This window comes from Pseudomonas sp. WS 5011, assembly GCF_012985775.1.
Classification (GTDB): Bacteria; Pseudomonadota; Gammaproteobacteria; order Pseudomonadales; family Pseudomonadaceae; genus Aquipseudomonas; species Aquipseudomonas peli.
In genome coordinates this window covers 21,776-43,400 of the sequence record NZ_JAAQXA010000022.1, presented here as the reverse complement: position 1 = coordinate 43,400, position 21,625 = coordinate 21,776, and the positions used below count along the sequence as shown (strand labels likewise).

Below are 21,625 nucleotides of genomic sequence, written 5' to 3'. Positions count from 1 at the left end.
ACGAAAAGGCCCCGCAGAGCGGGGCCTTTGTCATTTTCAGAAGACGACTGCACGGAATATCAGGAGTCGGCTGCACTGGTGGATTGCAGCGCGGTGTACAGGGCCGTCTTGCTCACCTTGAGCCGTGTAGCGGCCTCTCGGACATTAAGCCCGTTGGCGATGTGCTCCCGCGCTCGCTGCAACTTGTCGGCGGTGACAACCGGCTTTCGCCCGCCCTTCCTCCCACGAGCGGCGGCGGCAGTCAACCCGGCCTTGGTGCGCTCGCGGATCAAGTCGCGCTCGAACTGGCCCAGCGCGCCGAACACGTGGAAGATGAGCCGCCCGCCTGGCGTGGTGGTGTCGATGGCTTCCGTCAGAGAACGGAAGCCGACGCCTCGCGCTTCCAGCGCGCCTATCGTTTCGATTAGGTGCGGCATAGAGCGCCCGAGCCGATCCAGCCGCCAGACGGCCAGCACGTCGCCGTCGCGCAGGTAGGCCAGCGCATCAGCCAAGCCGGGGCGGTCGGCCTTGGCCCCGGAAGCCGTGTCCTCGAAAACGCGCTCGCAGCCTGCCTTGCGTAGCGCATCCGTCTGCAAGGCGGTGTCCTGTTCCGCCGTCGATACCCGCGCATAGCCGATCAGTGCCATTTGCCGCCTCTCTTGTCCGTCATTCCGTCCGCCTATCTTAATGTCCGACAACCCGTTGTGCAATAACTTTGCTGGACAGTGTCCGGCATGGCCGACTAATGATCGTTTGACGGACATTGACGGTAAGGCATTTTTGCATTACTATGTGAAGCATCAACCTTGATTGCGAGGGCAAACCACCATGACCACATTGACCGTTACCGCACGGGGACAAGTGACGTTTCGGAAGGACGTACTGCAACACCTCGGCATCAGGCCAGGCGACAAGATCGAGCTGGACTTGTTGCCAGACGGTCGGGGCGTGCTCAAGGCGGCACGGCCCGCAGGGACGATAGCCAGCTTTGTCGGCCTGCTCGCGGGCAAGACGCAGAAGGTTGCCACCATCGAAGAAATCAACGAGGCGGCGGCGCAAGGCTGGGCAGGTAAGCAATGAAGGTCGCAGTCGATACCAACGTCCTTGTGCGTGCGGTTGTGCGTGACGATCCCGCACAAGCGGACGTTGCCGCCGCAGTCTTGACCGACGCCGAGTTGATCGCGGTCGCGCTGCCGTGCCTATGCGAATTTGTTTGGGTGCTGCTGCGTGTCTACGGCTTCCAGCAAGCCGACGCGGCCAGCGCGATCCGGGCACTACTGGCCGCCGCGAATGTGGAAGTGAACCGGCCTGCCGTGGAGGCTGGCTTGCTGGTGCTCGACGCGGGCGGAGACTTTGCCGATGGCGTCATTGCCTACGAAGGCAACTGGCTTGGCGGGGAAACCTTCGTTTCCTTCGATAAGAAGGCGGTGGCACTTCTCACGGCGCAAGGGCAATCAACGCGCCTTTTGTGACGGACATGAGCATGAACGAATTCCGCCGACTGGCCGCGAAGATCGACCAACACATGCAGCAGCTTGCCGCCCAGGGTGTCAGCGAGGCCCATGCCATCATCAATCGCATGATGGGGTACGGGCCTGACCTGCACAGGATTTGGGTCGGCACATCCGATCAGCAGCTCATGGCGCTGTCCCGCGAGTTCCCAGGGTTCTACCGCTACGCCCGCATCATGGAAGAGGCATCCGAAGCCGAGCGCCGCAAGGCTTCGCGGCCCTATGACGGCATGGCCGAGTTCTCCGAACAGCACAAGCAAATGGGCGCGCAACTGCTGACCACGGCGGCCACGCTTGAGCGTAGCTACCAGGCGTTTCGTGCGAGCGGCAGTCTCCAAGACTTCCGGCCTCAGCTCGACGAGCTGGGCCGCCTGCATCGGCAATGGCTGTCCGACCTGGAAGCCTTCAAAGACTCGCTGCGCACGCAGGGCGCAGAACCCAAGGTGCTGGAATACGTGAACGAGGCTTTCGGCCGCCTGGCCGAGCGCATCAAGCAGCTTGCCGGTTGATCGCCGGAATTTTCGGCGGTTCCGGCTTTGTCGCGCCGTGCACAAGAGTTCTGAGCAATTCCGATCTCTCGCGGCGCTTCGTGCATAGAACTTCTGACCGTTCCCGGTCAGAAGTTCTATGCACACACGGCGGCCAGCCCAGTGAACTGGTGCAGTCGCCTTCTGAAAACGACACTGGCGTCAGTGCCTGCCAGGGTTCGACAAAAGGATGGTTTTCCCGAACTAACCAGACGCCACAAGGGTTTGCGGGCAGGCGCTGGGCTTAAGTGCACTTTCTGTTCCGTTGCTCCCCAAACCCCAATATTCGCCTGGATTCCTCACGCCAGATGCGGGAACGGCAGCAGCAGGCGCTGACTAGGGCATCCGCCGACCTCACCGATGAGCGCGTTAGAAAGGACGGCATCAAGGCACTGGAGAAGGATCGCGACGAGAAGAAACGAGCTATTGATAAGGACAAAACTGATCGCGACGCACTGATCCCCAAGGGCAATGAAGAACGGGCCAGACGTCATGAACAAATCTCCCTTGCGGTCGACGCGAAACGGCAGCAGGTGGATCAGGCTGTACGTAAGCATCAATCCCTGCTCAACCTACAAAACGACGTGCGTGACTTCCGCTCCAGGCAAGCGCCAGCATTCCTCGCCGACCTTAAGCGCGATCGCGAGAACGCCGGTTTAAGCGACGCTGACTGGGATGCCTTCAAACTCGACTTTGTAGGCCCAGTCGACTTGCTTCTGACCGAACAAATCAAACAGGCGAGCCTGTTGATTGCTGAGCTGCAAGGTCCCGCGAATACTGATCCGATGGTTCAGGCGAACCCTGATCCAACAGTCGCACTAATATCTCTGAACTCGAGCCTTGCCAATCAGTCTCTCTCCTTGCTGGAACGAGAGCTGGCACGCATACGTACACTGGTTGGCGTTGATACACAGAACGCCAAGCGCTTCACAACCTTGTCGGACAAGATCACCAGGGCAGAGACTGCACTTAACAAAGTGCTCCAGCAGATTGAACGCGCCCAAGGAGCCGATGAGCGTATACGGGCACTGCTCGACGCACGTCGTACGGCATATGCAGCCATCTTCGAGGCCATCGTCGATGAAGAAAAGGAGCTAGTAGATCTCTATGGGCCCATCAAATCTCGCATTGATGGAGCCGCCGGCTCCCTGTCAAAGCTGTCATTCTCAGTACGCCGAGTTGTCGACCTAGCAGGATGGGCAGCCAAAGGTGAAAGTCTCCTGGACTTACGTACCAATGGCCCCTTCAAAGGGCGCGGCGAACTGTTGCGATGCGCACGCGCCGGGCTGCTATCAGCTTGGTCGACAGGTGACGCCACCCAAGCTGCCACAGCCTTACTAGACTTCGTGAAAACCAATGAGTCGGCGCTCAGAGATCACATGCCTGAGAATGCTGACTTCCGCGCATGGGCGCGCGATATCTCCGACTGGCTTTACAGCACCGATCACATCACTGTCGGATATGGCTTGCAGTACGACGGCGTCGATATCGAGCAGTTGTCTCCTGGTACACGCGGCATCGTGTTGCTATTGCTGTACCTGGCCATTGATGCGGAAGACGACCGGCCGCTGATCATCGACCAACCCGAAGAAAACCTGGACCCTCAGTCGATCTTCGAGGAGCTGGTACATCGCTTCCGTGATGCTAAAAAGCGGCGTCAGATCATCATCGTGACACACAATGCCAACCTGGTAGTTAACACTGATGCGGATCAAGTGATCGTGGCTAAGTGCGGGTCGCATAGACCTGGCAAGTTGCCGCTCATTACCTACGTGAGCGGTAGCCTCGAAAACCCGCTCATTAGGCAGCACGTCTGCGAAATCCTAGAAGGCGGTGAGCGTGCTTTCAAAGAGCGCGCCAAACGTCTGCGGGTTTCAATCTGAACCTATCTTCAGAGACATTGGCGGGCCCGCCCCCTCACGGGGGTGGGGGGGGCTTCCATTTTCAGTACCTGCGATGAGCTTTGGCAACTACCCCATGAATGGCCTGCGATTGATCCATCACCAAGGCAAAACGCGTATGGCCTTTGAACAAGGAACTCAACGCGTTGACCCCCTGCATTTGGCCTACCTCTAAGAATGCATTGATGTTTCAGCAAAGGCGGAAACGGCGGCTCATCGACGCCAAGGATGACACCGGGAAAGCGCAGGTAGCAGAGCTGCACGGCGAAGCCCAGGCGGTTGGCCGGGCCGCGCCGCTGCCGAATGATGGACAGGTCGGTGTCGCTAAACGTGTACTGACGAATCAGTTCTTCCTTGGTATCTGGCAATGCCAGCAGGCTGTCACGCTCGGCAATGGACAGGATAGAACGGCGTGGCATGACAAGGCTTCCCTGAGTGCTTTTGATCACCTGATCCGAGCGTAAGGCCTGCAACTAATAACCCATGAGCAATCATGGGTTATTTTTGGCTGAGTGCTGCTACCGAAAGCCCGGACGCGACGAAGGTCAGTCCGGCGCCGACATTCAGGCCGTTGACAACTTTTGGCTTGCGCTGCAGCCAGGTCGACAGGCGCGTTGCAAAAATTCCCATGAGCGCAAAGCCCAGGGCGGTCAACGCGGCGAACCAGGTGCCGTAGACCAGCATCTGCACAGTGACCGGCGCCAATGATGGGTTGACGAACTGTGGAATGAACGCAAGCACAAACAGTCCCGGCTTAGGGTTAAGCGCCGCAGACAGGAAGCCGGTGAGGAAGATGCTTTTGAGCGATTGCCGTGCCGCCGGTTTGAAGTTGATCAGGCTGCGCGAACGCAAGACCTTGATACCCAGCCACACCAGGTAGCTGGCGCCGATCACTTTTACGACCCAGAAGGCCACGGCGGATGTCTGCATCAATAGGGTCAGGCCCAACGAGGCGGTGGCTACGTGAAACAGAATCCCGGTGCCCGACGCAACCCCCGAAATGGCCGCCGCCATGCGCCCCTGGCTCAGGCCCCTGGCGATGGCCAGCAGGTTGTCCGGCCCGGGGGAAAGCACCAGCAACAGGCAGGCGGCGGTATAGGTCAGCCAGATGTCCAGAGGGAACATAACGAGATTCCTTTCGTCAACGGTTCAAGGCAGCCATCGTGTTCCAACTGGAGGTCCAAGATCAAGATTAATCCAGATGCCTATGCGCTAGCGCTTTAGAACGCGGTCTTCACTTGCAGGCCCAGCATCAGTGCATGGTCGATTCCCAGCCCGGAAAGCGCCCCCAGCTTGATGATGTATCGGGGCAAAGGGGCAGCCAGGAGCTGGTCTGGTAGCCGTAACGCAACGCTGTTGATGCTGGTCGCCAGGGCGTTGCCGGCAAGCCGGCTCCTACAGGTCAGTGGGTGCTTTCAGTGGTTCGCACCTGAATAACACGCTTTGGCTGGCACGCAGTTGCTCGACACAATTGAACGGCTGCAAGCCCTGGATGCCTCGCTTGAGGTCACGTACCCGACGGGCGATGTAAAAGCTGCGGTCAACGGGCAAGGTAGCCAAGTCCTCGACCCGGCGTGCCTGCCCCTGCGTATAGAACTCCCCCGAGTACGAGCGCCGGCCCCAGTAAAAGAGGGTTCCGGGACGCTCTGCCTGCAACTGCTGCCAGGCCCTGGCGAGATCACGTTGGTTATTCGGCCGGTCAAAGGCGCGGCCGTCGATGGCAGCGATCAGCAGCCATACCGGCAGCAGCAGCGCGAGGATCAACCCAATGATGGTTTTGCCGGTTTGCCAGGGCACAGCCTTGAGTGCGCCAGCCAGCAGCAGGCTCCAGGCCGGCAGCGATGGCAGCACGTAAGTCCACAGGATATTGCTGGAGAACGTGAAAAATACCGGCGTAGCCAGGGCCCACAGGGCGATAAAACCATAGTAGCGACCCGACAGGGCCGAGCGGCGCAGGGCGAAGTACACCGCTGGCAACAGCAGCGTCCAGGGAAAAAGCGCGAGCATCAGGGCCATCCAGATGGCGCCCGTGGGCCGGGCATGGGCGCTGCCGTACAAGTCTCCGGCCCATTTGCTGACCACATAACGCTTCCAGTGCTCGCCGATCAGGAAGTAATCGAGAAACCCCGGCGTGCGCTGTTCAGCAATCACGTACCAAGGCACGGCAATCACCAGCATCAACGCAAGGCCCAGCAGCCAGGGCAAGTGCAAAAAGGCACGCCATTGTCGGTAGTAAAGCGTCCAGATCACAGCTGGAGCCCCCACCAGCACCAGCACCAACGGCCCCTTTGCCAGCAACCCGAGGCCCAGGCCGGCAAATCCTGCCAGTGCCCAACGGCGGTCGCCCCGTGTCATGCCGCACCAGAAGCCATAGCTGGCCAGCAGTACCGAGAAACTCAATGCCGGGTCGGTCAACACCACACCTGCTGACAACAGGCCGAGGGTTGAGCTGGAAAAGATAATTGCCGCCAATACCGCCGTTTTTTCATCGGCCTGCTCACGGGCAAACCGGATGATGATCAGGCAACTGGCGACATGCAGCAGCCACGCCGGAAAGCGAATGGCGAATTCATTGATACCCAGCAACTTCATGCCCAGCGCCTGGGTCCAGAACGACAGTGGCGGCTTGCCCCAAAAAGGTACGTCCAGCTCGAACAGCGGGGTTACCCAGTTGCCGAGTACCAGCATCTTGCGGGCCATTTCCGCGTAGCGGGCTTCCGAGGTGTCCATCAGCGGGTACAGCCCCAGGCTTGCCAGGCGCAGGGCCAAAATGGCGATCAATACCAGCCATAGCGTACGGGTCGTTATCATCAGTGGTTTTCTTGTTCGCGAGGGTGTATCGGGCAGGGGTGCTCCGGCCGTTCAGGGGCTTCGCCGAGCAGGTTGTCGAGTAGATAGATGGGACGCTGCCTGACTTCGCTCAACGTTGCCCCGAGGTATTCGCCGATCATTGCTATGCCCACGGTAATGAACGCAGCAATGCCCATGATCACGTGATGGGCATTGGCGGTGTTTACGCTCATCTGCTGGATGATGAGCACCATGGTGGCGATGAAAATCATCAGGCTGAGCAGGCTGAACCAGCGCAACGGCTTGCGCGACAGCGCCAATACGCCTTCGATACCGAGGTCGATCAGCGCCAGCGGCCCCCATTTGCTGAGACCGGCGCTACGCGGCTCACGGTCATAGGGCAACTCGATGGTATTGAACCCCAGCCAACTGATCAGGCCCTTCATGAAACGCGTCCGTTCCGGCATACCGCGCAGCGCTGCCAGGGGCGCCGGGCCAATCAGGCGGAAGTCGCTGACGTCTGCGGGAACATCAAACTTGTCGGCCAAAAAGTTCATCAGTTTGTAATAGAGGTGGGCACTGATACGTTTGCTTGAGGTATCAGACAGGCGACTGCGGCGCTGCATATTGACGATATCGCTACCGGTCAACCAATGATGAACCATGAGTGGAATAAGTTCGGGCGGGTCTTGCAAGTCGGCATCAATAAATAACAACGCATCCCCGACCGCATAATCAATACCGGCGACCATGGCGGCTTCCTTGCCAAAGTTACGGCTCAGGTTCAAACAACGAACGCCAGGCGCCTGGCAATAACCATCCAGTAGCGCCAGTGTTTCATCGCGGCTGCCGTCGTTGACATACACTACTTCGTAGCGAATGCTGAGTGTCTTAAGTACAGCCATTAGCCGCTTATGAAAAAAAGGCAGTACCTTGGCTTCGTTATAACAACAGACAATCACACTGAGCATCGGACGTGGGGAGCGCTCAGCTCTTGATCGATTCATGGCGAAAGCTCCAGTACTGGTTGATTTGGTAAGTGATCAACGTCAGGGCACAGGTGGTGATCACCTGCATCAGCCATAGGCGCTGGGGCCACTGCTCCAGCAGGAACGCCATCAGGGCCAGGTTTGTACCGTTGTAGACCAAGGCCGTGATGCTGAAGCGCAGCCATTGATAAGTGTCGGATGGGCGAGCCTTTGTAAACGTCCAGCGCTTGTTGCCCTGATAACTAACAACAGTCCCGACTATTGCTCCCAGTAACGTCGCAATGAGTGCGGGCAGAACCAGAGACAATAACAAAAGTGTTATGTAATGAGCGCCAGTGGCAAATATTCCAACGATCAGATAGTAAGGCAAGGTTGTAGAGGGTGGCGATATCATTGAGAGAACTGCATGTGTTCAAGAGGCTGTATGGTGTTGACTATAACTACTCATGGGAGCCGGCGTGTGAAAAAAATGTTTAAGAGCGTCGATATTACCAAATTGTAATTTTGGTGTTGGGTAGTTGTTAGGGATGGCGGCCGCGAAAACTGAGTGCAACACCTGACCTTTCCGGTACGGTGCTGCCCCTATGTCCTATTCCGAACTCAGCGTCGAAGAGCGCGCCATCATTCAACTCAGTCAAGCTCAAGGCTTCAGCCTGCGCGGCATTGCTCGCCTGATTGACAGGTCGCCCTCGACCATCAGCCGAGAGCTGAAGCGCAATCGAGGCAGTAGTGGTGCTTACTCAGCCCGCTGCGCCCAGCAACAGATGAACATTCGGCGCCAGGTTTGTCGCCCCAAGCGCAAGCTTGTGCCGGGCAGCGAGCGCTTCGAACTGGTGGCCCACATGCTGCGTAAGCGTTTGTCTCCCGAGCAGATTGCCGGCAAGCTGCGCAGCATGACCATACCCAACCTCAGAGATGCCTACGTCTGTCGTGAGACGATCTATAACGCGATCTATGCCTTGCCGGTCGGCGAGTTGCGCAAGGAGCTGATCGTCTGCCTGCGCCAAGGCAAGACGACGCGCCGGCCGCGCTCTGGTGGCGTGGATCGGCGCGGCCAGATCCCTGAGATGGCCAGCATTCATGTTCGCCCGCCAGAGATCGAAGACCGGCTGATGCCGGGGCATTGGGAGGGCGACCTGATCAAGGGTAAGGCCAACGCCTCGTCGGTAGGCACGTTGGTGGAGCGCACCAGTGGCTACCTGATGCTGATGAAGATGAACGACGCAACGGCGACCTCGGCGATGGAGGGCTTCAGTGCAGCGCTCAACAGCATGCCGCTGGCGATGCGCAAGAGCATGACCTACGACCAGGGCCGGGAGATGGCGCGGCATGCTGAAATCACCCAGCAGACAGGGGTCGCTATTTACTTCTGCGACCCGCACAGCCCCTGGCAGCGCGGTAGCAACGAAAACATCAACGGCCTGATCCGCCAGTACCTGCCCAAGGGGACTGACTTGTCGGTACACAGTCAAGAGCAATTGAATGCCATCGCCTTGGAGCTGAATATGCGCCCCCGTAAACGCTTCGATTTCAAGTGCCCGATCGAAGTCATGGGCGAGGTGATGCAGGAAGCCATGGCTATGCGGCATCATGCTCCAGCTTCAAATCAATAACCGTGTTGCACTCAGCTTCTGCAACCGCCTATATTTAAATAATACTACAACTACCAAAATGATGCAAGTGCGTTGACCTGTCTGCTTAGACTATGCCCTAACCGGACGTCAGGACAGCCTACCCAGAAACGTCCGGATAGACTCCATCGCTTAATTTATTGACACAAGCTGCGCAAGGTCATAGATTTATTCCTGACACTTTTCTGTTTGGGGGCATCTTGCAAGGTCAACGTATCGGCTACGTCCGGGTCAGCAGCTTCGACCAAAACCCGGAGCGGCAACTGGAACAGGTCGAAGTCGGAAAGGTATTCACCGACAAGGCATCGGGCAAGGACACCCAGCGCCCGGAACTTGACTCGCTGCTGGCCTTCGTGCGCGAAGGAGATACGGTGGTGGTGCACAGCATGGATCGCTTGGCCCGCAACCTCGATGACCTGCGCCGCCTTGTGCAAAAGCTGACCAGGCGCGGTGTGCGCATCGAGTTCGTCAAAGAATGCCTGACCTTCACCGGTGAGGATTCGCCGATGGCGAACTTGATGTTGTCGGTCATGGGCGCGTTCGCCGAGTTCGAGCGAGCATTGATCCGCGAGCGACAGAGGGAAGGCATCGCGCTCGCCAAACAGCGCGGAGCATACAGGGGCCGCAAGAAAGCGCTTTCGCCCGAACGCGCCGCTGAACTTCTGCAACGCGTCAAGGCCGGCGAGCAAAAGGCAAAGCTGGCCCGTGAATTTGGCATCAGCCGCGAAACGTTGTACCAGTACCTGCGCGAAATTGGAGCTTAACGTGCTTTATTTTCCGTTTTCTGAGACGACCCCTACCCTTGTCTTACTTTATTTTTTAGGAGCGGTAAAAACCAATGGCCCACGAACATAACCATAACACCGAAGCCATAGGCGATAAGCGTTTAATCGCTGCCATTGGCGTTAATGCTGCGTTAACTCTGGCACAAGTTGTTGGAGGAATACTTTCTGGCAGCTTATCGCTTATAGCTGACGCGCTACATAATTTGAGCGATGCCGCATCACTGGTTATTGCGCTAATCGCGCGTAAGATCGGTCGCAGGCCGCCGGATGCTTTTAAAACCTTCGGCTACCGACGCAGTGAAACCATAGCGGCCTTAATCAACTTGGTCTCGTTGATTATCATCGGTCTCTACCTTATTTACGAGGCTATAGGTCGGTTATATTCCCCTCAGCCTATTGAGGGTTGGACAGTGGTCGTGGTGGCGGGAATAGCCTTGATTGTAGATATCGCCACGGCCTTGCTCACCTACACAATGTCTAAGGACAGCATGAATATAAAGGCGGCATTCCTGCATAATGTATCGGATGCACTAGCCTCCGTCGGCGTTGTTGTCGCCGGGACATTGATTCTTTTGTACGGCTGGTACTGGACGGATACTGTAGTGACATTGATGATTGCTGGTTACGTGCTCTGGCAGGGCTTTAGCATGCTGCCTAAAACCATTCACTTGTTGATGGAGGGCGCACCAGAAGGAGTTTCCATCGCCGATATAATCAACGTCATGGAGCAAGTAGACGATGTTGAGAGTGTTCACCACGTACATGTTTGGGAAATCGCGGAACATACAATTGCATTGGAAGCCCACGTTGTCATAAAGAAGGCTAGTCTGCCTGATATCGAACGAGTGAAGACCGATTTAAAACGAGTACTCCATGAGCAATTCAAAGTCAGCCACTCGACACTTGAAATGGAGCTAGACGGCAGTGTTTGTATCGACACCAGGCAGGCCGACAATCATCGCAGCGAAGCATAAGCCTGCTTTGCTTTTACCGCTGTCACCTGACAGTTAGCTCGATATCAACGGAGCGAATTCGCGTGCGTCACTCGTTGGCGCTATGCCCTTGACCTTAGAAATGCTAACGGCATGTGGCCAAAGTAGCTCGCCACGAGGAGATCAGGCTAGGTCGTGGCACCTTCAGCAGGCTGCCGCGACGAGTAAGCCCCGCCAGTCGCTACCGCCGCCGACGCTCAGAGCCAGCGGCGGACTCGTGCACGGTAGCGGGCGAATGATTCGCCGAACAGTGCTTCCAGCGCCCACTCTTCGGGTGTGATCTGGAAACGGTTCATGTAGGGGTTTGGGGAGCAATGGAACCAAAAACCAACGTAAGCTCTGAATCCCACCGTAAAGGGGCTTTCCGATCTCCAGCTCACCCGCCAGGCATTACTCTCTGATCAGTGCCTCGATGATCGGGCAGATCGTTCCGCCGTCTCCCGCATCACATTGCTGCACCAGTTCGCCTAACAGTTGCTGCATGACGACCAAGTCGGCCATCTTCTGCTCGATCAACGCGAGCTTGCGTGCAGCCCGTGCTCGCGTTTCGGCACAGGCGCACGACTCATCCAGCGTCAGCAGTCCACCGACTTCCGAGAGCGTGAAACCCAGCGCCTGAGCCCGCTTGATGAAACGCAGTCGCTTCACCATGTCCACCGGATAGCGCCGATGGCCACCCAAGGGTTTGGCTGGTTCATCCAGCAGCCCGCGTCGCTGGTAGTAGCGGATCGTCTCGACGTTCACCCCGGCGGCGTCTGCCAGCTTGCCAATGGTCAGCTCTGTGGCCATCACTTTCTCCTTGATTCCGTACTTTGGTACGGAGTTTAGAATAGCACCTAGGCAATCAGGCTCAGGAGATGGGAATGGGGATGCAACTCACCGGGAAAGGCTCGCTGGTCGCGAGTTCGCTGACCGCCATCGGTGCGTCGGTGTGCTGTGTCGGGCCACTGGTGCTGTTGGCACTCGGTGTCGGCGGTACGTGGGTGGGCGCTCTGACCATGATGGAGCCACTACGCCCCCTCTTCATCGGGTTGACTCTACTGTTCCTGGGATTGGCATTCCGCAAGCTCTACCTGGTGCCACAGGTTTGTACGCCAGGTACACCCTGCGCCGATCCGCGCACGCTCGTGCGACAGCGACTCGTGTTCTGGATCGTCAGCGTGCTGCTGCTCGGCCTATTGGCCGTGCCGTGGCTCGCCCCGCTGTTCTACTGAAGGAGATTAACCATGCGCAAACTGCTGATCGCCGTGCTTTTCGCCTTGCCCTTCGTGGCGCTGGCGGCTCCCCCGAAAACCGTCACGCTCGACGTGCAGAACATGACGTGCGGACTCTGTCCGATCACGGTCAAGAAGTCGCTGGAGAAGGTGTCCGGCGTGAGTGACGTCCAGGTCAATTTCGACCAGAAGACGGCGACCGTCACCTACGATCCCGATAAGGCCCAGCCCGAGGCACTGACTGAGGCGACCGCGAACGCGGGATACCCCTCCACAGTGCAGAAGTGAGGTCACGATGAGCGCCATTGTCCTTGAGTCCGTGCTGACTTGCCCGCGCTGCGGCTTCGCCAAGCCGGAAACCATGCCCACGGACGCCTGCCAGTTCTATTACGAGTGCAGCAACTGCAAGGCGCTGCTGCGCCCCAACCCAGGGGATTGCTGCGTTTTCTGTTCGTTCGGCTCGGTGAAGTGCCCGCCGATCCAGCAGCAGCTTGGGTGTTGCTCATAGCGTTTAGGGGGATCACAGGTCGTCGTCTGGATTACGCAGTGGCCGCAGCTCGCCGCGCGCAACTTCTTCCGGTACCGCAAAGGAATACCGCCCGAGCATGTTGATGTGCTCGTAGATCAGCGGCGATAGCCGGGCCAAATCCTCTTCCAGCACTGGATAGCCGTGCTGCTTGAGCCGTTCCACGGCCGCCGTCATGTAGAGGGTGTTCCACAGCACGATGATGTTCACCACCAGGCCCAGAGCACCGAGCTGGTCTTCCTGGCCTTCGCGGTAGCGCTGGCGGAGCTCGCCGCGTTTGCCGTGGAACACGGCGCGGGCCAGGCTGTGCCGGCCTTCGCCTCGGTTCAACTGGGTCAGGGTGGCGCGGCGCTTGGACTCGTCGTCGATATAGGTCAACGTGTGCAGAGTCTTTTCGATCCGCCCGAATTCGGCCAGCGCCTGGGCCAGCCGGGTGGGTCTATCTCCCGTTTGCAGCGTGCGCATGATGCCAGTCGCCGGCACCCGGCCGAGTTTGAGCGAGCCGGCCAGGCGCAGCAGGTCGTCCCAGTGCTCGGCGATCAGGTCGAGTTTGACCGACTGGCGGGCCAGCCCGTTGAGCTTGCCGTAGTCCGCGTCCGGGCGCGTGCGCCAGAAGCGGGTACCGCCGACATCGGCCAGCCGCGGACTGAAGTGGTAGCCAAGTAGGCGGAAGAGCCCGAACACCACATCGCTGTAGGCCCCGGTGTCGGTCATGATTTGCGTCGGCTGCAACTCGGTCTGCTGTTCCAGCACGACCGCCAGCAACACCAGGCTGTCGCGCAGCGTGCCGGGCACGGTGATGGCGTTGAGGCCGGAGAATTGGTCGGAAATCAGGTTGTACCAGGTGACACCCCGGCCGGTGCCGAAATACTTCGGATTGGGGCCGGCATGCACGGTGCGCACCGGTACGACGAAGCGCATGCCATCGGCGGAGGCGACCTCGCCGCCACCCCAGACTTGGGCCAGTTCCAGTTGGCTTTGCGCTCCGACCAGGATGGCGTTAGCCGCTGACAGGGTGTCGTCGCGGATATAATTCTGGCTGACCCAGGACAGCCGGTCACGGCGCAGCGCCGGGTTGTCGGTGCGGATCAAGGGCTCCAGGCCGGTGTTGCAGGCCCCGCCCAACAGCACCGCGCAGAGGCTGGTGACCAGGTTGTCGGCGCGTGCATTGCGTTCGGAGACATGGGTGAAGGCCTCGGAAAAGCCAGTGCGGGCGGCGATTTCCAAGAGGATTTCCGGCAGATCGACACGCGGCATCAGGTCAGACACGGCCGCCCGCAGTTGCAGCAACGAGCAGGGCTCGTCCAGCTTGTCCAGCGCCCCGAGCGACAGTTCGGTCTTGCCCTCGGTGTTCTCGCTCAGTTGAATCGCCGGGTTGTCGGGCAGGCGCGCGGCTACTGCCAGCCAGGTTGCATCCAGCTCGACGGACAAGGCGTCCAGGGTGGTTTTGGCGTCGATGGTCAGGCCCAGTGACCGGCAGATGATCGGTCGCGCCGCCAGCCATTCGGCACCGTCGAGCAGGCCAAGGCGCGGGTCGGCATAGCGCCAACTGGGCGAGACGAAGACATCGCGGCGGCGCAGGGCCGTGCGCAGCGCATCGAGCGTGCAGAACACATAGGCACCCATGTCGAGGGAGCCATCTTCGCGGGTGATGTGCTTCTGCCAAGCCTTGGCCACGATCTCCTGCGGCGCGTCATCCTCTGGCTTCCGGCGCGGCAGGTTCAGTTGCAGCCACTCCAGACTAGCCGCCACGCCCTTGCCGGCCGGGCTGAAGCCGAAGCGGATGTGCTTGAGCAGGTCGGGCAGGAAGCGGCGCACGCTGCGGTAGCGCGCTTCCAATGCAAGAAAATAGACGTCATCTACCGGGCGGATCAGCGCGTTGACCTCTTCCAGGGCCTTTTCCAGGGTGGTCCTCGGCAGGTCGTTGAACAGCCGGGCGCGCACGTTGTCATCGCTGATCGAGCTGTCCAGCACGACCTTGCACGCGGCGGCGAGCGTCGCGGCCGACCGATCCAGGTCTTTCAGGCTGCGCATGCGGGCTTTCTTGTCGGCCTTCTCCGCGTTGCTGAACAGGTCGCGCAGCAAGGCCTCCAGGACTTCCAGTGCGTCGTCGTGCGCAGTCGCCTCCAGGCAGAGTGCGAAGGCCACCAGTGTCGCCATCCGCCGCGACGCCGGCAGCCGATTAATCGCGGTGACCTTGGCCGTGTTGGCGAAGCGGGCCAGGGCGGCGATACGGCTGGGAGGGATGTGCGCCGCCGCCGGCAAGGTGATGCCGATGCCGCGCACGTCATCGAGCCGGCGCAGTGCCCGAATCAACGCGGGGCCACTGACCATGACCGGGCCGGAGCGCAATTGATCCAGCCGGGAGCTGCGGTTGCCTTCGGCCACCGTCAGCAAGTCTTGCAGTTGCAATCGCTGTTCCTCAGTCACGCTGCGGCCCAGCGTAAACCAGAGGCGTTCTTCGACCCGACTGCGCAACTGGGCGATAAAGCGCTCTAGTTGAGACACACCAGGCAGGAGGACTTTCTGTGTGAACAGCCACGAGGTGGCTCGCTCAAACAGCACTCCCGGCCGGTCGGTGCCCGTCCAGCAGAGGGCATACAGCCAGCGGCTCAAGCGAAAGCCGATGCCCGGATCGGTGAAATGACGATAGCCAAAGCGGTTCTGAATATCGGTGGCATGTATCCAGCGGCGATGATCGCTATAGCGCTGGAGGCAGTCGGGGTCTGGAATCGCCAGTTGTCGGCAAAGCACCTGCAGGACTTCCACCGGCACGGCGGCGGGCTTGTCCGGCAGAACGCCAACGAAGCGGACGGTGGTCAGCAGAACGGCATAACCCAGACGGTTATGGTTACCCCGCAGCACCTGGATGGCTTCACGGTCTTCATCGCTCAGGTGGAAGTAACGTTCCAGCTCTTCACGGCTGGGCGAATCAACATAGCGGCCAAAACCGTCGCGTTGCTCTTGAGTCAGAAAACCGACCGGCATTGATCACAGCACCTCGACGCAGAACACGGCGGGCGTGACGATCCGCGTGCGTTCGATGTGCCCGCGTTGCAGCAGGCCGGCGCGGCGATCACCGGTTACCAGGTAGTCCGCATCGCCCGCCAAGGCCATGGCCAGCAAAAACGAGTCATCCGGATCATCGGCTTCGACCTCGATGGTCAGGCGCTCCAGTACCACAGCCCGTTGCAGGTTATTGATCATGGCGCCCACCTTGGCGGGCTGTAGGATGGCCTGAAGCTTGGGATAGCGGCTGGCTCGACGAATTTCATCGAGTTGCATCCGCGAGGTCACCACCTCGAAACGCGCCGCCCGCCAGGCACGGTAGATCGCATCGGGCGCGCCATGTGGCGAGATCAGGGCGCTGAACAGGATGTTGGTATCCAACACGACCCGCATCAGCGCTTACGTGCCCAGTCGAGCGCTTCGTCAACCGCGTTGGTCAATTCTGCCTCACTCAGATGGGCGTTAGCGGCCTTGGCCTGCTCAGCGCTCAGCTCCAGGATGTGTGCCCGTACCGCTTCTTCGATGAAGCGCGACAGGTCGCCCTTACGGCCGCCGCCCTGGCTGGCCAGAAACATCCGAAGCGACTGGTCGGTGTCGGCCGAGACGGCGACATTCCAGCGAATGGTATTCATAGCGTTCTCCGCTAATAGGTGTTTGTGTGTTTATACACCAATCACAAAGGGCGATGCAATGGTTCGACAAAACGATCCTTTTGTCGAACCCTGGCAGGCACTGACGCCAGGCCGTCCAAACGCATGAAAAGCAGTGCAGAAAAGTCGTTCAGTAAAACAAAGTCTGGATAACCGCCCCTATTTTCGGCAGCGGTGAACTCTAGCTAAGCCTTACGTTGGTTTTTGGTTCCACTGCTCCCCAAACCCCAATGGACGCCGCAACGCCTGCTCGACTGGGGCGAGCGGATCGGCCCCTACACGCGCCAACTGATCGATCACCAGCTGACCCACAAGCCGCACCCGGAGATGGGCTACCGCGCCTGCCTTGGCCTGCTCTCGCTGGCCCGCCGCTACGGCAATGCACGGCTAGAAGCCGCCGCCGAACGGGCCGTCCAGCTGCGCGCCTTCACCGGGCGCAGCGTGCGCAACCTGCTCCAGCAAGGCCTGGATCAGCAGCCGCTGCCCAAGCGTGCGGCTGAAACGGCCTTACCCGAGCACCACGAAAACGTCCGTGGCGCCGACTACTACCAACCCCCGCAACAGGAGCTGTTCGATGATGCCGCAACACACCCTGAATCAACTGCACCAGCTACGCCTGGAAGGCATGGCTCGCGCGCTGGAGGAACAATGGACGCTGCCGGCCAGCCACAGCCTGAGCTTCGATGAACGCCTCGGCCTGCTGCTCGACCGCGAACTGGCCTGGCGTGACAACCAGCGTCTGGTGCGACTGCGCAAGAAGGCCAAGCTCAAGTACGCCAACGCCTGCCTGGAAGATCTCGACCGCCGCCCGGGTCGCGCCTTGGACGAGCGCCTGATCGCCAGCCTGGCCAACGGCGACTGGATCCGCCAGCAACACAACCTGCTGCTGACCGGCCCGACCGGCGCCGGCAAGACTTGGCTGGCCTGCGCCCTGGGTAACCAAGCCTGCCGCCAGGGCTACACCACCCTGTATCTGCGCACGCCACGGCTGCTGGAACAACTGCGTATCGCCCACGGCGACGGCAGCTTCGGCCGCACCCTGCAACAGCTGGCCAAGGTCGACGTCCTGGTGCTGGACGACTGGGCGCTGGCCCCGCTGGAGGAAGGGGCTCGGCATGACCTGCTGGAAGTGATCGACGACCGCGCCGGCAACCGCTCCACCATCCTGACCAGCCAATTGCCCCTCGAACACTGGCATGGCTGGATCAATGACCCGACCCTGGCCGACGCCATCCTCGACCGCCTGGTGCACAACGCCTACCGGCTGACGATGAAGGGCGAGTCACTGCGCCGGAAAAAATCCGAGGAACAAACCGCATCGTGACCGATGCGATTACAATCCAGAACCCGCGCAACCGGGATGGAAGCACCGGTCACGTATTAGCGAAACGCTCGGTCACGTTCACCGAAATCCGCACCCGTCTGGATTGTCCTTGAGTCGAAACAGGTACGCGCCATATTCATATTGAGCACCGGGATGATCACTCTCGGCGGCACATTTGAACCAGTGCGTGGCCTGATCGATGGCCTCGCGAGACTTCTCGCCATAGCCGTCATCAACGCGAATCCACCCATAGACTGGCTTCTCTCGATCGGCTTTCTCTTTGAAGTAGACCCCTAGCGTATATCGAGCCTCCGCATCCTCTTCGAATATGGCTCTGTGGCTGAGATCTCGCTGGATGTGCAGGGTGGGTTCGATGACCTCATATTCAGGTGTGATTGAGCTGCCTGTTTTCAGCCAGTAGAGATGCTCAAAAAGCTCACGAGCGAGATGCAGTCCCTTTGTCACCATCGCAGAAAAGTCGAGGGTGCACGGAGCATATTCCTCCGGGTGTGCAGCCTTGTTTCCACTGTCGCGCAAGGTATCCAGAGCTGACAGTATCTTCCTGGATGAGCCCTGCGCGGTGCGCACCATTTCGATCTTGATGGCGATGTTGGACTCATACCCTGCCGACGGCTCTATCTCATCGCAGAACACAGCCGCAAAGCTGCGCAAGTGGGTAAGGGCGTACCCCGGAGTGATAAAAGCCAGGTCTTTAGCCTGCGCGTACAGCCCGGCCAGTTCGGGGCTGACGCTCTGTGCAAACTCGATGTCGTTCATAGGCGGCCAGAGGCGAAAGTGTGGCGAGAGTGGAATAAAAGTTTGGCGACAAGATACCGTCCAAACCTATGGCGCACGGTGTTCAGCCTCTTTACTCAGGCTTCGCACTTCCAGCTAGTCGTGCCGAAAAGTCGAGCTCCGGTATCAGTACTGCCCTGGCCTACGTAAGAGCGGTCTGAAACACGAGCGATATGAAAATCCACAGTGGGGAACGCATCCACCAACACCTTGAGATGTCGCCGATAAGCAACAAGTGTTGCTACGGCTATGCTTGACGGTTGAAGGGGCTCAATGGCATTCAAAACTTCCCGGATTGATCGCCCAGTATTGATAACACTGTCGACTACAACTACGGTACGCCCCTTAGCTGGCAACTCAGCGAGGCTTGAATCTTCGCTGTGGAGCACAAAAGAACTCCCGGGCAAGGAAGACCAGATTCCCTCAGCAACAAAAAGACCGGCCCTCATAAGCGCCACGATGATGGGCTCGCTTCCTGCTTTCACCCGGACACCTGTGGATGCACCTGCAACGTGATTAATCGCAATATCTTCAAGTAGAAGGTGGCGCGCAACTGATCCAGCCAACCTACGCCCGACGTTACGGTGCGCTTCAGCCAGAGCCGGCCCGGCCAGGTCGGCTTGGCGTGTTGTATTGACGAGCAAACGCATCATTGTCTCGTCGGAATGATCAATTAGCACTCCATTTTCCTCCCTGAATGATCATCTCGGCCGCTTCCGCAGCGGTGCATGTGGGTAGCCCATCAAAACGCCGATCATCTACCAGAAGATGACGGACAGAAGGCACTCCAGCCAATTCGGAGCGCAATGCAGGACTGCCCTTAGAGTCGGGAACGAACAACGCCATATCCGCAGCAGTAAGCATCGGTAGGTCGACAAGGCTATCGCCAGCAGCGATGACTATCCATCCCAGTTCTCTGAGTGCCCCCACAATATCGCCCTTGGACCTGGCTGAAATTGCATATCTATCTAGCTCTTGGTGACACCCTCCAAATACAGGAATTCGGTCATGGCCAGCATTCGACAGGGTGCGACGCCAGACCTGAGGAATGCCGGCGGTCACAACCATGACTGGAACCTGGTCGGCGAGGGTGTTCAGGATTTCTTGCCAGCAGGCCCGCAGTCGAATGGCATCAGCCACGCGCTCAAGCTCGGATACATACGCCTCTTTGGGGATTGCTGACCAGAGACCCGAAACGGCGGTAAACGCCTCATCCTTGTAGCCGAGCTGTTCGAAAGTGCGTCGAATCGAGCCCTCAATCCCAAGCGCCCGCCCGACAAGCAGCCCGGTATCTTCGATACAAAGAGTCCGATCGGCATCCAAAACGAGGCAGGCTCCCAAAGGGTGCCCATTACACAAGGGTATGTAGCTTTCCAGCTCCTCGCTTAAGGCCTTGCCTGCAAGGGTCGGCAAACCAGGTCTCATGACGCATTCAATGGGGCAATCCTGTCGAGGAACTCAGCTATAGCCTGCAGCCGCTCGGGCAGATCACACTCGGCCAGTTCGAGCAATGGCACACCCATATCTCTCGCAAGTCTGCGCCCCTCCAGCAGCTCAACCTCGATGTGAGCAGAGATATCATCGATCGACTCAGCGCCACGGGAACGCCCATCGTTTTCTCGCTGCGCTAGCACCGACTTAGGCTGGGGGTGTATTAGCACAAGGGCTTTGAAAAACGCCTTGTCTTCAGGTGTGAAAATAGGCTCAAGCACGCCAGTAGTTCTGTTTCGAAGGGTGAAATGTCCGTCAACGAGCAGGCGCCCTGCACATTTCTTTTGAATCCGGCGCAACTCGTGAATGGACTGTTCACGCACGGCGCGGCGCCGCTCAGGAGCCCAGCCGTCAAGATCATGTACGGATGATGGCGCAATAATCGTTTTAACGATGGATGAGCCCGTTACTTGCGTGTCCCGCATTTCACGCTCCACATGCGCGCGAAGCAGGGTAGTTTTGCCTGCCCCAGGAATACCACCAACACAGATCGCAACTCTCTTGGAAATAACCTCCGCGTATTGGCTCATACGATTCTTGCTTCCGCACTTCGAATCTCTGCATCCAACCAGTCGATAGCCCTCGCTTCTAATCGGGGAATACGATCATCCGGCTGTACTCCGGCTGGAACTAACTCAAGCCCCATCATAGGTGTACAGGTTGCACACGCAGGCAAAAACAGTATCCGGTTCATATACGCACGCACATCATCAAGCGTGGTCCCCGCGGTGATGGCCAGCCCCTCATCGTCCCTTGACAGTTTTGCGATTCGAGAGCAAATGAAAAGCCGGCCGCGCTCGACCGTGGCACAGTGGCGCCGATACCAGCAATCATCAAACATTGCTTGGGCTTGCTCATCTGAGACTTCGCGTTCATCGCTCCAGGGATCCCAGCCCTCGTCATTCATCCGGAAAATAAGTTCCACATGGGGTGCGACAAGGGAAATCCACGTGCGATAACGATCGAGAATCGTGCCGCCCAGGCCATAGACACTGACGCTCAAGCGATCGATATGCTGTAACGAGGTCTTGGTCAGCCCGCGCGGCGTCAGGCCATTGGTGACTACCTCCAAGCGCTCCGCAATGCCAACTGCGGAAAATCTCGCCAATGCACGCTCCAGCAAGCGCCCATCGATAGTCGGTTCTCCCCCTAGGACAGCTAAGCTCTGAACTCTGACGCCCGCCTTGAAAAGGTTTGCAAGTGTCTCGGCGAGTTCAGCTACAGGCTCACCAATGGATGGCAAGGGCTGTTTGGGAACCAGGAACCCACAATGAGCGCAAGCTAGAGTACAACGTGAAGTTATCGATATCTCCAGCTCTCGAATATGAAATGTCTCTTCCATTAGCTCCATCATGGAGACTCCAAACATCCAAATAATACCGTGCCGTCCAGCACGAAATTCAGGCCAGTGCTCATCCGCCCTTTCAGCCGATCATACATCACCGTTAAAAGACGCAGACCTGTTCGCTCGTTCCGTGAGCTGGAAGGAGACAGCCACGAGGGTCTGCTAT

The 21,625-nt window shown here is 58.8% G+C and carries 25 protein-coding genes and 3 pseudogenes; 12 read left to right on the top strand and 16 right to left on the bottom strand.

Going from position 1 to position 21,625, the window contains the following annotated elements; genetic code table 11:
* Positions 1 to 59: 59 nt before the first annotated feature.
* Complete coding sequence (locus HBN63_RS18675) at positions 60 to 626, bottom strand: recombinase family protein (protein ID WP_003159185.1); 567 nt, start codon at positions 624 to 626, stop codon at positions 60 to 62.
* Between the two features lie 181 nt (positions 627 to 807).
* On the opposite strand from HBN63_RS18675, the gene HBN63_RS18670 reads away from it, so the two are divergent.
* The 4 genes from HBN63_RS18670 to HBN63_RS18655 all read left to right on the top strand — a co-directional run bounded on the left by HBN63_RS18670 (position 808) and on the right by HBN63_RS18655 (position 3,900).
* Positions 808 to 1,059 (top strand): AbrB/MazE/SpoVT family DNA-binding domain-containing protein, encoded by a 252-nt coding sequence (locus HBN63_RS18670; protein WP_003108276.1) that lies wholly within the window; start codon positions 808 to 810, stop codon positions 1,057 to 1,059.
* Entirely contained in the window at positions 1,056 to 1,451 is a 396-nt protein-coding gene (locus HBN63_RS18665) for a type II toxin-antitoxin system VapC family toxin (protein WP_003159186.1), read from the top strand. Before HBN63_RS18670 ends, HBN63_RS18665 begins: the two co-directional genes overlap by 4 nt.
* An 11-nt stretch (positions 1,452 to 1,462) precedes the next feature.
* On the top strand, positions 1,463 to 1,999 hold the full coding sequence (locus tag HBN63_RS21720) for a transposase (protein ID WP_223181886.1): 537 nt from the start codon (positions 1,463 to 1,465) through the stop codon (positions 1,997 to 1,999).
* Between the two features lie 266 nt (positions 2,000 to 2,265).
* Positions 2,266 to 3,900: a TrlF family AAA-like ATPase gene (locus HBN63_RS18655; protein WP_345940500.1), complete on the top strand. Its 1,635-nt coding sequence runs from the start codon at positions 2,266 to 2,268 to the stop codon at positions 3,898 to 3,900.
* A 206-nt stretch (positions 3,901 to 4,106) separates the two neighbouring features.
* Here HBN63_RS18655 and HBN63_RS18650 read toward each other — a convergent pair.
* From HBN63_RS18650 to HBN63_RS18630, 5 genes and pseudogenes are all read right to left on the bottom strand, one after another.
* Positions 4,107 to 4,337, bottom strand: a pseudogene (locus HBN63_RS18650) (DUF4158 domain-containing protein); the annotation flags it as partial.
* Between the two features lie 79 nt (positions 4,338 to 4,416).
* Positions 4,417 to 5,043, bottom strand: a complete 627-nt coding sequence (locus HBN63_RS18645; protein WP_170050451.1) for a LysE family translocator — start codon at positions 5,041 to 5,043, stop codon at positions 4,417 to 4,419.
* A gap of 270 nt (positions 5,044 to 5,313) precedes the next feature.
* Entirely contained in the window at positions 5,314 to 6,729 is a 1,416-nt protein-coding gene (locus tag HBN63_RS18640) for a glycosyltransferase family 39 protein (RefSeq protein ID WP_170050450.1), read from the bottom strand.
* Positions 6,729 to 7,679, bottom strand: coding sequence for a glycosyltransferase family 2 protein (locus HBN63_RS18635; protein ID WP_143509477.1), 951 nt, complete (start codon positions 7,677 to 7,679; stop codon positions 6,729 to 6,731). The genes HBN63_RS18640 and HBN63_RS18635 overlap by 1 nt, the downstream gene beginning before the upstream one ends.
* A gap of 16 nt (positions 7,680 to 7,695) precedes the next feature.
* Positions 7,696 to 8,091, bottom strand: coding sequence for a GtrA family protein (locus HBN63_RS18630; protein WP_170050449.1), 396 nt, complete (start codon positions 8,089 to 8,091; stop codon positions 7,696 to 7,698).
* A gap of 190 nt (positions 8,092 to 8,281) precedes the next feature.
* Here HBN63_RS18630 and HBN63_RS18625 point away from each other — a divergent pair, with 190 nt between their 5' ends.
* From HBN63_RS18625 to HBN63_RS18615, 3 genes are all read left to right on the top strand, one after another.
* Positions 8,282 to 9,310 (top strand): IS30 family transposase, encoded by a 1,029-nt coding sequence (locus HBN63_RS18625; RefSeq protein ID WP_170050448.1) that lies wholly within the window; start codon positions 8,282 to 8,284, stop codon positions 9,308 to 9,310.
* A 218-nt stretch (positions 9,311 to 9,528) separates the two neighbouring features.
* Positions 9,529 to 10,092, top strand: a complete 564-nt coding sequence (locus HBN63_RS18620) for a recombinase family protein (RefSeq protein ID WP_003799980.1) — start codon at positions 9,529 to 9,531, stop codon at positions 10,090 to 10,092.
* A 74-nt stretch (positions 10,093 to 10,166) separates the two neighbouring features.
* Positions 10,167 to 11,087: a cation diffusion facilitator family transporter gene (locus tag HBN63_RS18615; RefSeq protein WP_003463565.1), complete on the top strand. Its 921-nt coding sequence runs from the start codon at positions 10,167 to 10,169 to the stop codon at positions 11,085 to 11,087.
* 215 nt (positions 11,088 to 11,302) lie between these two features.
* Here HBN63_RS18615 and HBN63_RS22005 read toward each other — a convergent pair.
* Together HBN63_RS22005 and merR are read right to left on the bottom strand one after the other, a co-directional pair.
* Positions 11,303 to 11,404, bottom strand: a pseudogene (locus HBN63_RS22005) (isoprenylcysteine carboxylmethyltransferase family protein); the annotation flags it as partial.
* A 91-nt stretch (positions 11,405 to 11,495) separates the two neighbouring features.
* Entirely contained in the window at positions 11,496 to 11,894 is a 399-nt protein-coding gene (gene merR / locus HBN63_RS18610; RefSeq protein WP_003089120.1) for an Hg(II)-responsive transcriptional regulator, read from the bottom strand.
* A gap of 74 nt (positions 11,895 to 11,968) precedes the next feature.
* Between merR and HBN63_RS18605 the strand changes: the two genes are divergently transcribed.
* Genes HBN63_RS18605 through HBN63_RS18595 form a run of 3 tightly spaced genes read left to right on the top strand, consistent with a single transcriptional unit; the run spans position 11,969 to position 12,827 of the window.
* Positions 11,969 to 12,319, top strand: coding sequence for a mercuric transporter MerT family protein (locus HBN63_RS18605; RefSeq protein WP_003089115.1), 351 nt, complete (start codon positions 11,969 to 11,971; stop codon positions 12,317 to 12,319).
* Between the two features lie 12 nt (positions 12,320 to 12,331).
* Positions 12,332 to 12,607 (top strand): mercury resistance system periplasmic binding protein MerP, encoded by a 276-nt coding sequence (gene merP, locus HBN63_RS18600; RefSeq protein WP_003150552.1) that lies wholly within the window; start codon positions 12,332 to 12,334, stop codon positions 12,605 to 12,607.
* A 7-nt stretch (positions 12,608 to 12,614) separates the two neighbouring features.
* Complete coding sequence (locus tag HBN63_RS18595) at positions 12,615 to 12,827, top strand: GDCCVxC domain-containing (seleno)protein (protein ID WP_003089113.1); 213 nt, start codon at positions 12,615 to 12,617, stop codon at positions 12,825 to 12,827.
* 12 nt (positions 12,828 to 12,839) lie between these two features.
* Here the strand turns inward: HBN63_RS18595 and HBN63_RS18590 are convergent, their stop codons facing one another.
* Genes HBN63_RS18590 through HBN63_RS18580 form a run of 3 tightly spaced genes read right to left on the bottom strand, consistent with a single transcriptional unit; the run spans position 12,840 to position 16,486 of the window.
* Positions 12,840 to 15,833, bottom strand: coding sequence for a Tn3 family transposase (locus HBN63_RS18590; RefSeq protein ID WP_003299771.1), 2,994 nt, complete (start codon positions 15,831 to 15,833; stop codon positions 12,840 to 12,842).
* 3 nt (positions 15,834 to 15,836) lie between these two features.
* The gene (locus HBN63_RS18585) at positions 15,837 to 16,247 is read right to left on the bottom strand and encodes a putative toxin-antitoxin system toxin component, PIN family (RefSeq protein WP_003150546.1); all 411 of its coding nucleotides are present in this window, start codon (positions 16,245 to 16,247) and stop codon (positions 15,837 to 15,839) included.
* Positions 16,247 to 16,486, bottom strand: coding sequence for a ribbon-helix-helix domain-containing protein (locus tag HBN63_RS18580; RefSeq protein ID WP_003089107.1), 240 nt, complete (start codon positions 16,484 to 16,486; stop codon positions 16,247 to 16,249). Before HBN63_RS18580 ends, HBN63_RS18585 begins: the two co-directional genes overlap by 1 nt.
* A 246-nt stretch (positions 16,487 to 16,732) precedes the next feature.
* Here HBN63_RS18580 and HBN63_RS18575 point away from each other — a divergent pair.
* Positions 16,733 to 17,191 (top strand): annotated as a pseudogene (locus HBN63_RS18575) (IS21 family transposase); the annotation flags it as partial.
* A complete protein-coding gene (istB, locus tag HBN63_RS18570; RefSeq protein ID WP_033901416.1) occupies positions 17,079 to 17,828 on the top strand; it encodes an IS21-like element IS1474 family helper ATPase IstB in 750 nt (249 codons plus the stop codon). The pseudogene HBN63_RS18575 and the gene istB, both read left to right, overlap by 113 nt.
* A gap of 78 nt (positions 17,829 to 17,906) precedes the next feature.
* Here the strand turns inward: istB and HBN63_RS18565 are convergent, their stop codons facing one another.
* The 5 genes from HBN63_RS18565 to HBN63_RS18545 all read right to left on the bottom strand — a co-directional run bounded on the left by HBN63_RS18565 (position 17,907) and on the right by HBN63_RS18545 (position 21,468).
* Entirely contained in the window at positions 17,907 to 18,605 is a 699-nt protein-coding gene (locus tag HBN63_RS18565) for a hypothetical protein (RefSeq protein WP_170050447.1), read from the bottom strand.
* A 95-nt stretch (positions 18,606 to 18,700) separates the two neighbouring features.
* Positions 18,701 to 19,273, bottom strand: coding sequence for a uracil phosphoribosyltransferase (locus HBN63_RS18560; RefSeq protein WP_170050446.1), 573 nt, complete (start codon positions 19,271 to 19,273; stop codon positions 18,701 to 18,703).
* A 19-nt stretch (positions 19,274 to 19,292) separates the two neighbouring features.
* The gene (locus HBN63_RS18555; RefSeq protein WP_170050445.1) at positions 19,293 to 20,036 is read right to left on the bottom strand and encodes a haloacid dehalogenase-like hydrolase; all 744 of its coding nucleotides are present in this window, start codon (positions 20,034 to 20,036) and stop codon (positions 19,293 to 19,295) included.
* A gap of 8 nt (positions 20,037 to 20,044) precedes the next feature.
* Positions 20,045 to 20,644, bottom strand: a complete 600-nt coding sequence (locus tag HBN63_RS18550) for an AAA family ATPase (protein WP_170050444.1) — start codon at positions 20,642 to 20,644, stop codon at positions 20,045 to 20,047.
* Positions 20,641 to 21,468, bottom strand: a complete 828-nt coding sequence (locus HBN63_RS18545) for a radical SAM protein (protein WP_170050443.1) — start codon at positions 21,466 to 21,468, stop codon at positions 20,641 to 20,643. The genes HBN63_RS18550 and HBN63_RS18545 overlap by 4 nt, the downstream gene beginning before the upstream one ends.
* Between the last annotated feature and the right edge of the window lie 157 nt (positions 21,469 to 21,625).

Bases quoted from the DNA above. Each gene is read 5' to 3' on its own strand.
- HBN63_RS18625 (WP_170050448.1), top strand. From the start codon at position 8,282: ATGTCCTATTCCGAACTCAGCGTCGAAGAGCGCGCCATCATTCAACTC.
- HBN63_RS18565 (WP_170050447.1), bottom strand. From the start codon at position 18,605: ATGAACGACATCGAGTTTGCACAGAGCGTCAGCCCCGAACTGGCCGGG.
- merR (WP_003089120.1), bottom strand. From the start codon at position 11,894: ATGGCCACAGAGCTGACCATTGGCAAGCTGGCAGACGCCGCCGGGGTG.
- merP (WP_003150552.1), top strand. From the start codon at position 12,332: ATGCGCAAACTGCTGATCGCCGTGCTTTTCGCCTTGCCCTTCGTGGCG.
- HBN63_RS18595 (WP_003089113.1), top strand. From the start codon at position 12,615: ATGAGCGCCATTGTCCTTGAGTCCGTGCTGACTTGCCCGCGCTGCGGC.
- HBN63_RS18605 (WP_003089115.1), top strand. From the start codon at position 11,969: ATGGGGATGCAACTCACCGGGAAAGGCTCGCTGGTCGCGAGTTCGCTG.
- HBN63_RS18615 (WP_003463565.1), top strand. From the start codon at position 10,167: ATGGCCCACGAACATAACCATAACACCGAAGCCATAGGCGATAAGCGT.
- HBN63_RS18640 (WP_170050450.1), bottom strand. From the start codon at position 6,729: ATGATAACGACCCGTACGCTATGGCTGGTATTGATCGCCATTTTGGCC.
- HBN63_RS18665 (WP_003159186.1), top strand. From the start codon at position 1,056: ATGAAGGTCGCAGTCGATACCAACGTCCTTGTGCGTGCGGTTGTGCGT.
- HBN63_RS18590 (WP_003299771.1), bottom strand. From the start codon at position 15,833: ATGCCGGTCGGTTTTCTGACTCAAGAGCAACGCGACGGTTTTGGCCGC.
- HBN63_RS21720 (WP_223181886.1), top strand. From the start codon at position 1,463: ATGAACGAATTCCGCCGACTGGCCGCGAAGATCGACCAACACATGCAG.
- HBN63_RS18675 (WP_003159185.1), bottom strand. From the start codon at position 626: ATGGCACTGATCGGCTATGCGCGGGTATCGACGGCGGAACAGGACACC.
- HBN63_RS18560 (WP_170050446.1), bottom strand. From the start codon at position 19,273: ATGCGTTTGCTCGTCAATACAACACGCCAAGCCGACCTGGCCGGGCCG.
- istB (WP_033901416.1), top strand. From the start codon at position 17,079: ATGATGCCGCAACACACCCTGAATCAACTGCACCAGCTACGCCTGGAA.
- HBN63_RS18550 (WP_170050444.1), bottom strand. From the start codon at position 20,644: ATGAGCCAATACGCGGAGGTTATTTCCAAGAGAGTTGCGATCTGTGTT.
- HBN63_RS18630 (WP_170050449.1), bottom strand. From the start codon at position 8,091: ATGATATCGCCACCCTCTACAACCTTGCCTTACTATCTGATCGTTGGA.
- HBN63_RS18545 (WP_170050443.1), bottom strand. From the start codon at position 21,468: ATGATGGAGCTAATGGAAGAGACATTTCATATTCGAGAGCTGGAGATA.
- HBN63_RS18635 (WP_143509477.1), bottom strand. From the start codon at position 7,679: ATGCTCAGTGTGATTGTCTGTTGTTATAACGAAGCCAAGGTACTGCCT.
- HBN63_RS18670 (WP_003108276.1), top strand. From the start codon at position 808: ATGACCACATTGACCGTTACCGCACGGGGACAAGTGACGTTTCGGAAG.
- HBN63_RS18580 (WP_003089107.1), bottom strand. From the start codon at position 16,486: ATGAATACCATTCGCTGGAATGTCGCCGTCTCGGCCGACACCGACCAG.
- HBN63_RS18585 (WP_003150546.1), bottom strand. From the start codon at position 16,247: ATGCGGGTCGTGTTGGATACCAACATCCTGTTCAGCGCCCTGATCTCG.
- HBN63_RS18645 (WP_170050451.1), bottom strand. From the start codon at position 5,043: ATGTTCCCTCTGGACATCTGGCTGACCTATACCGCCGCCTGCCTGTTG.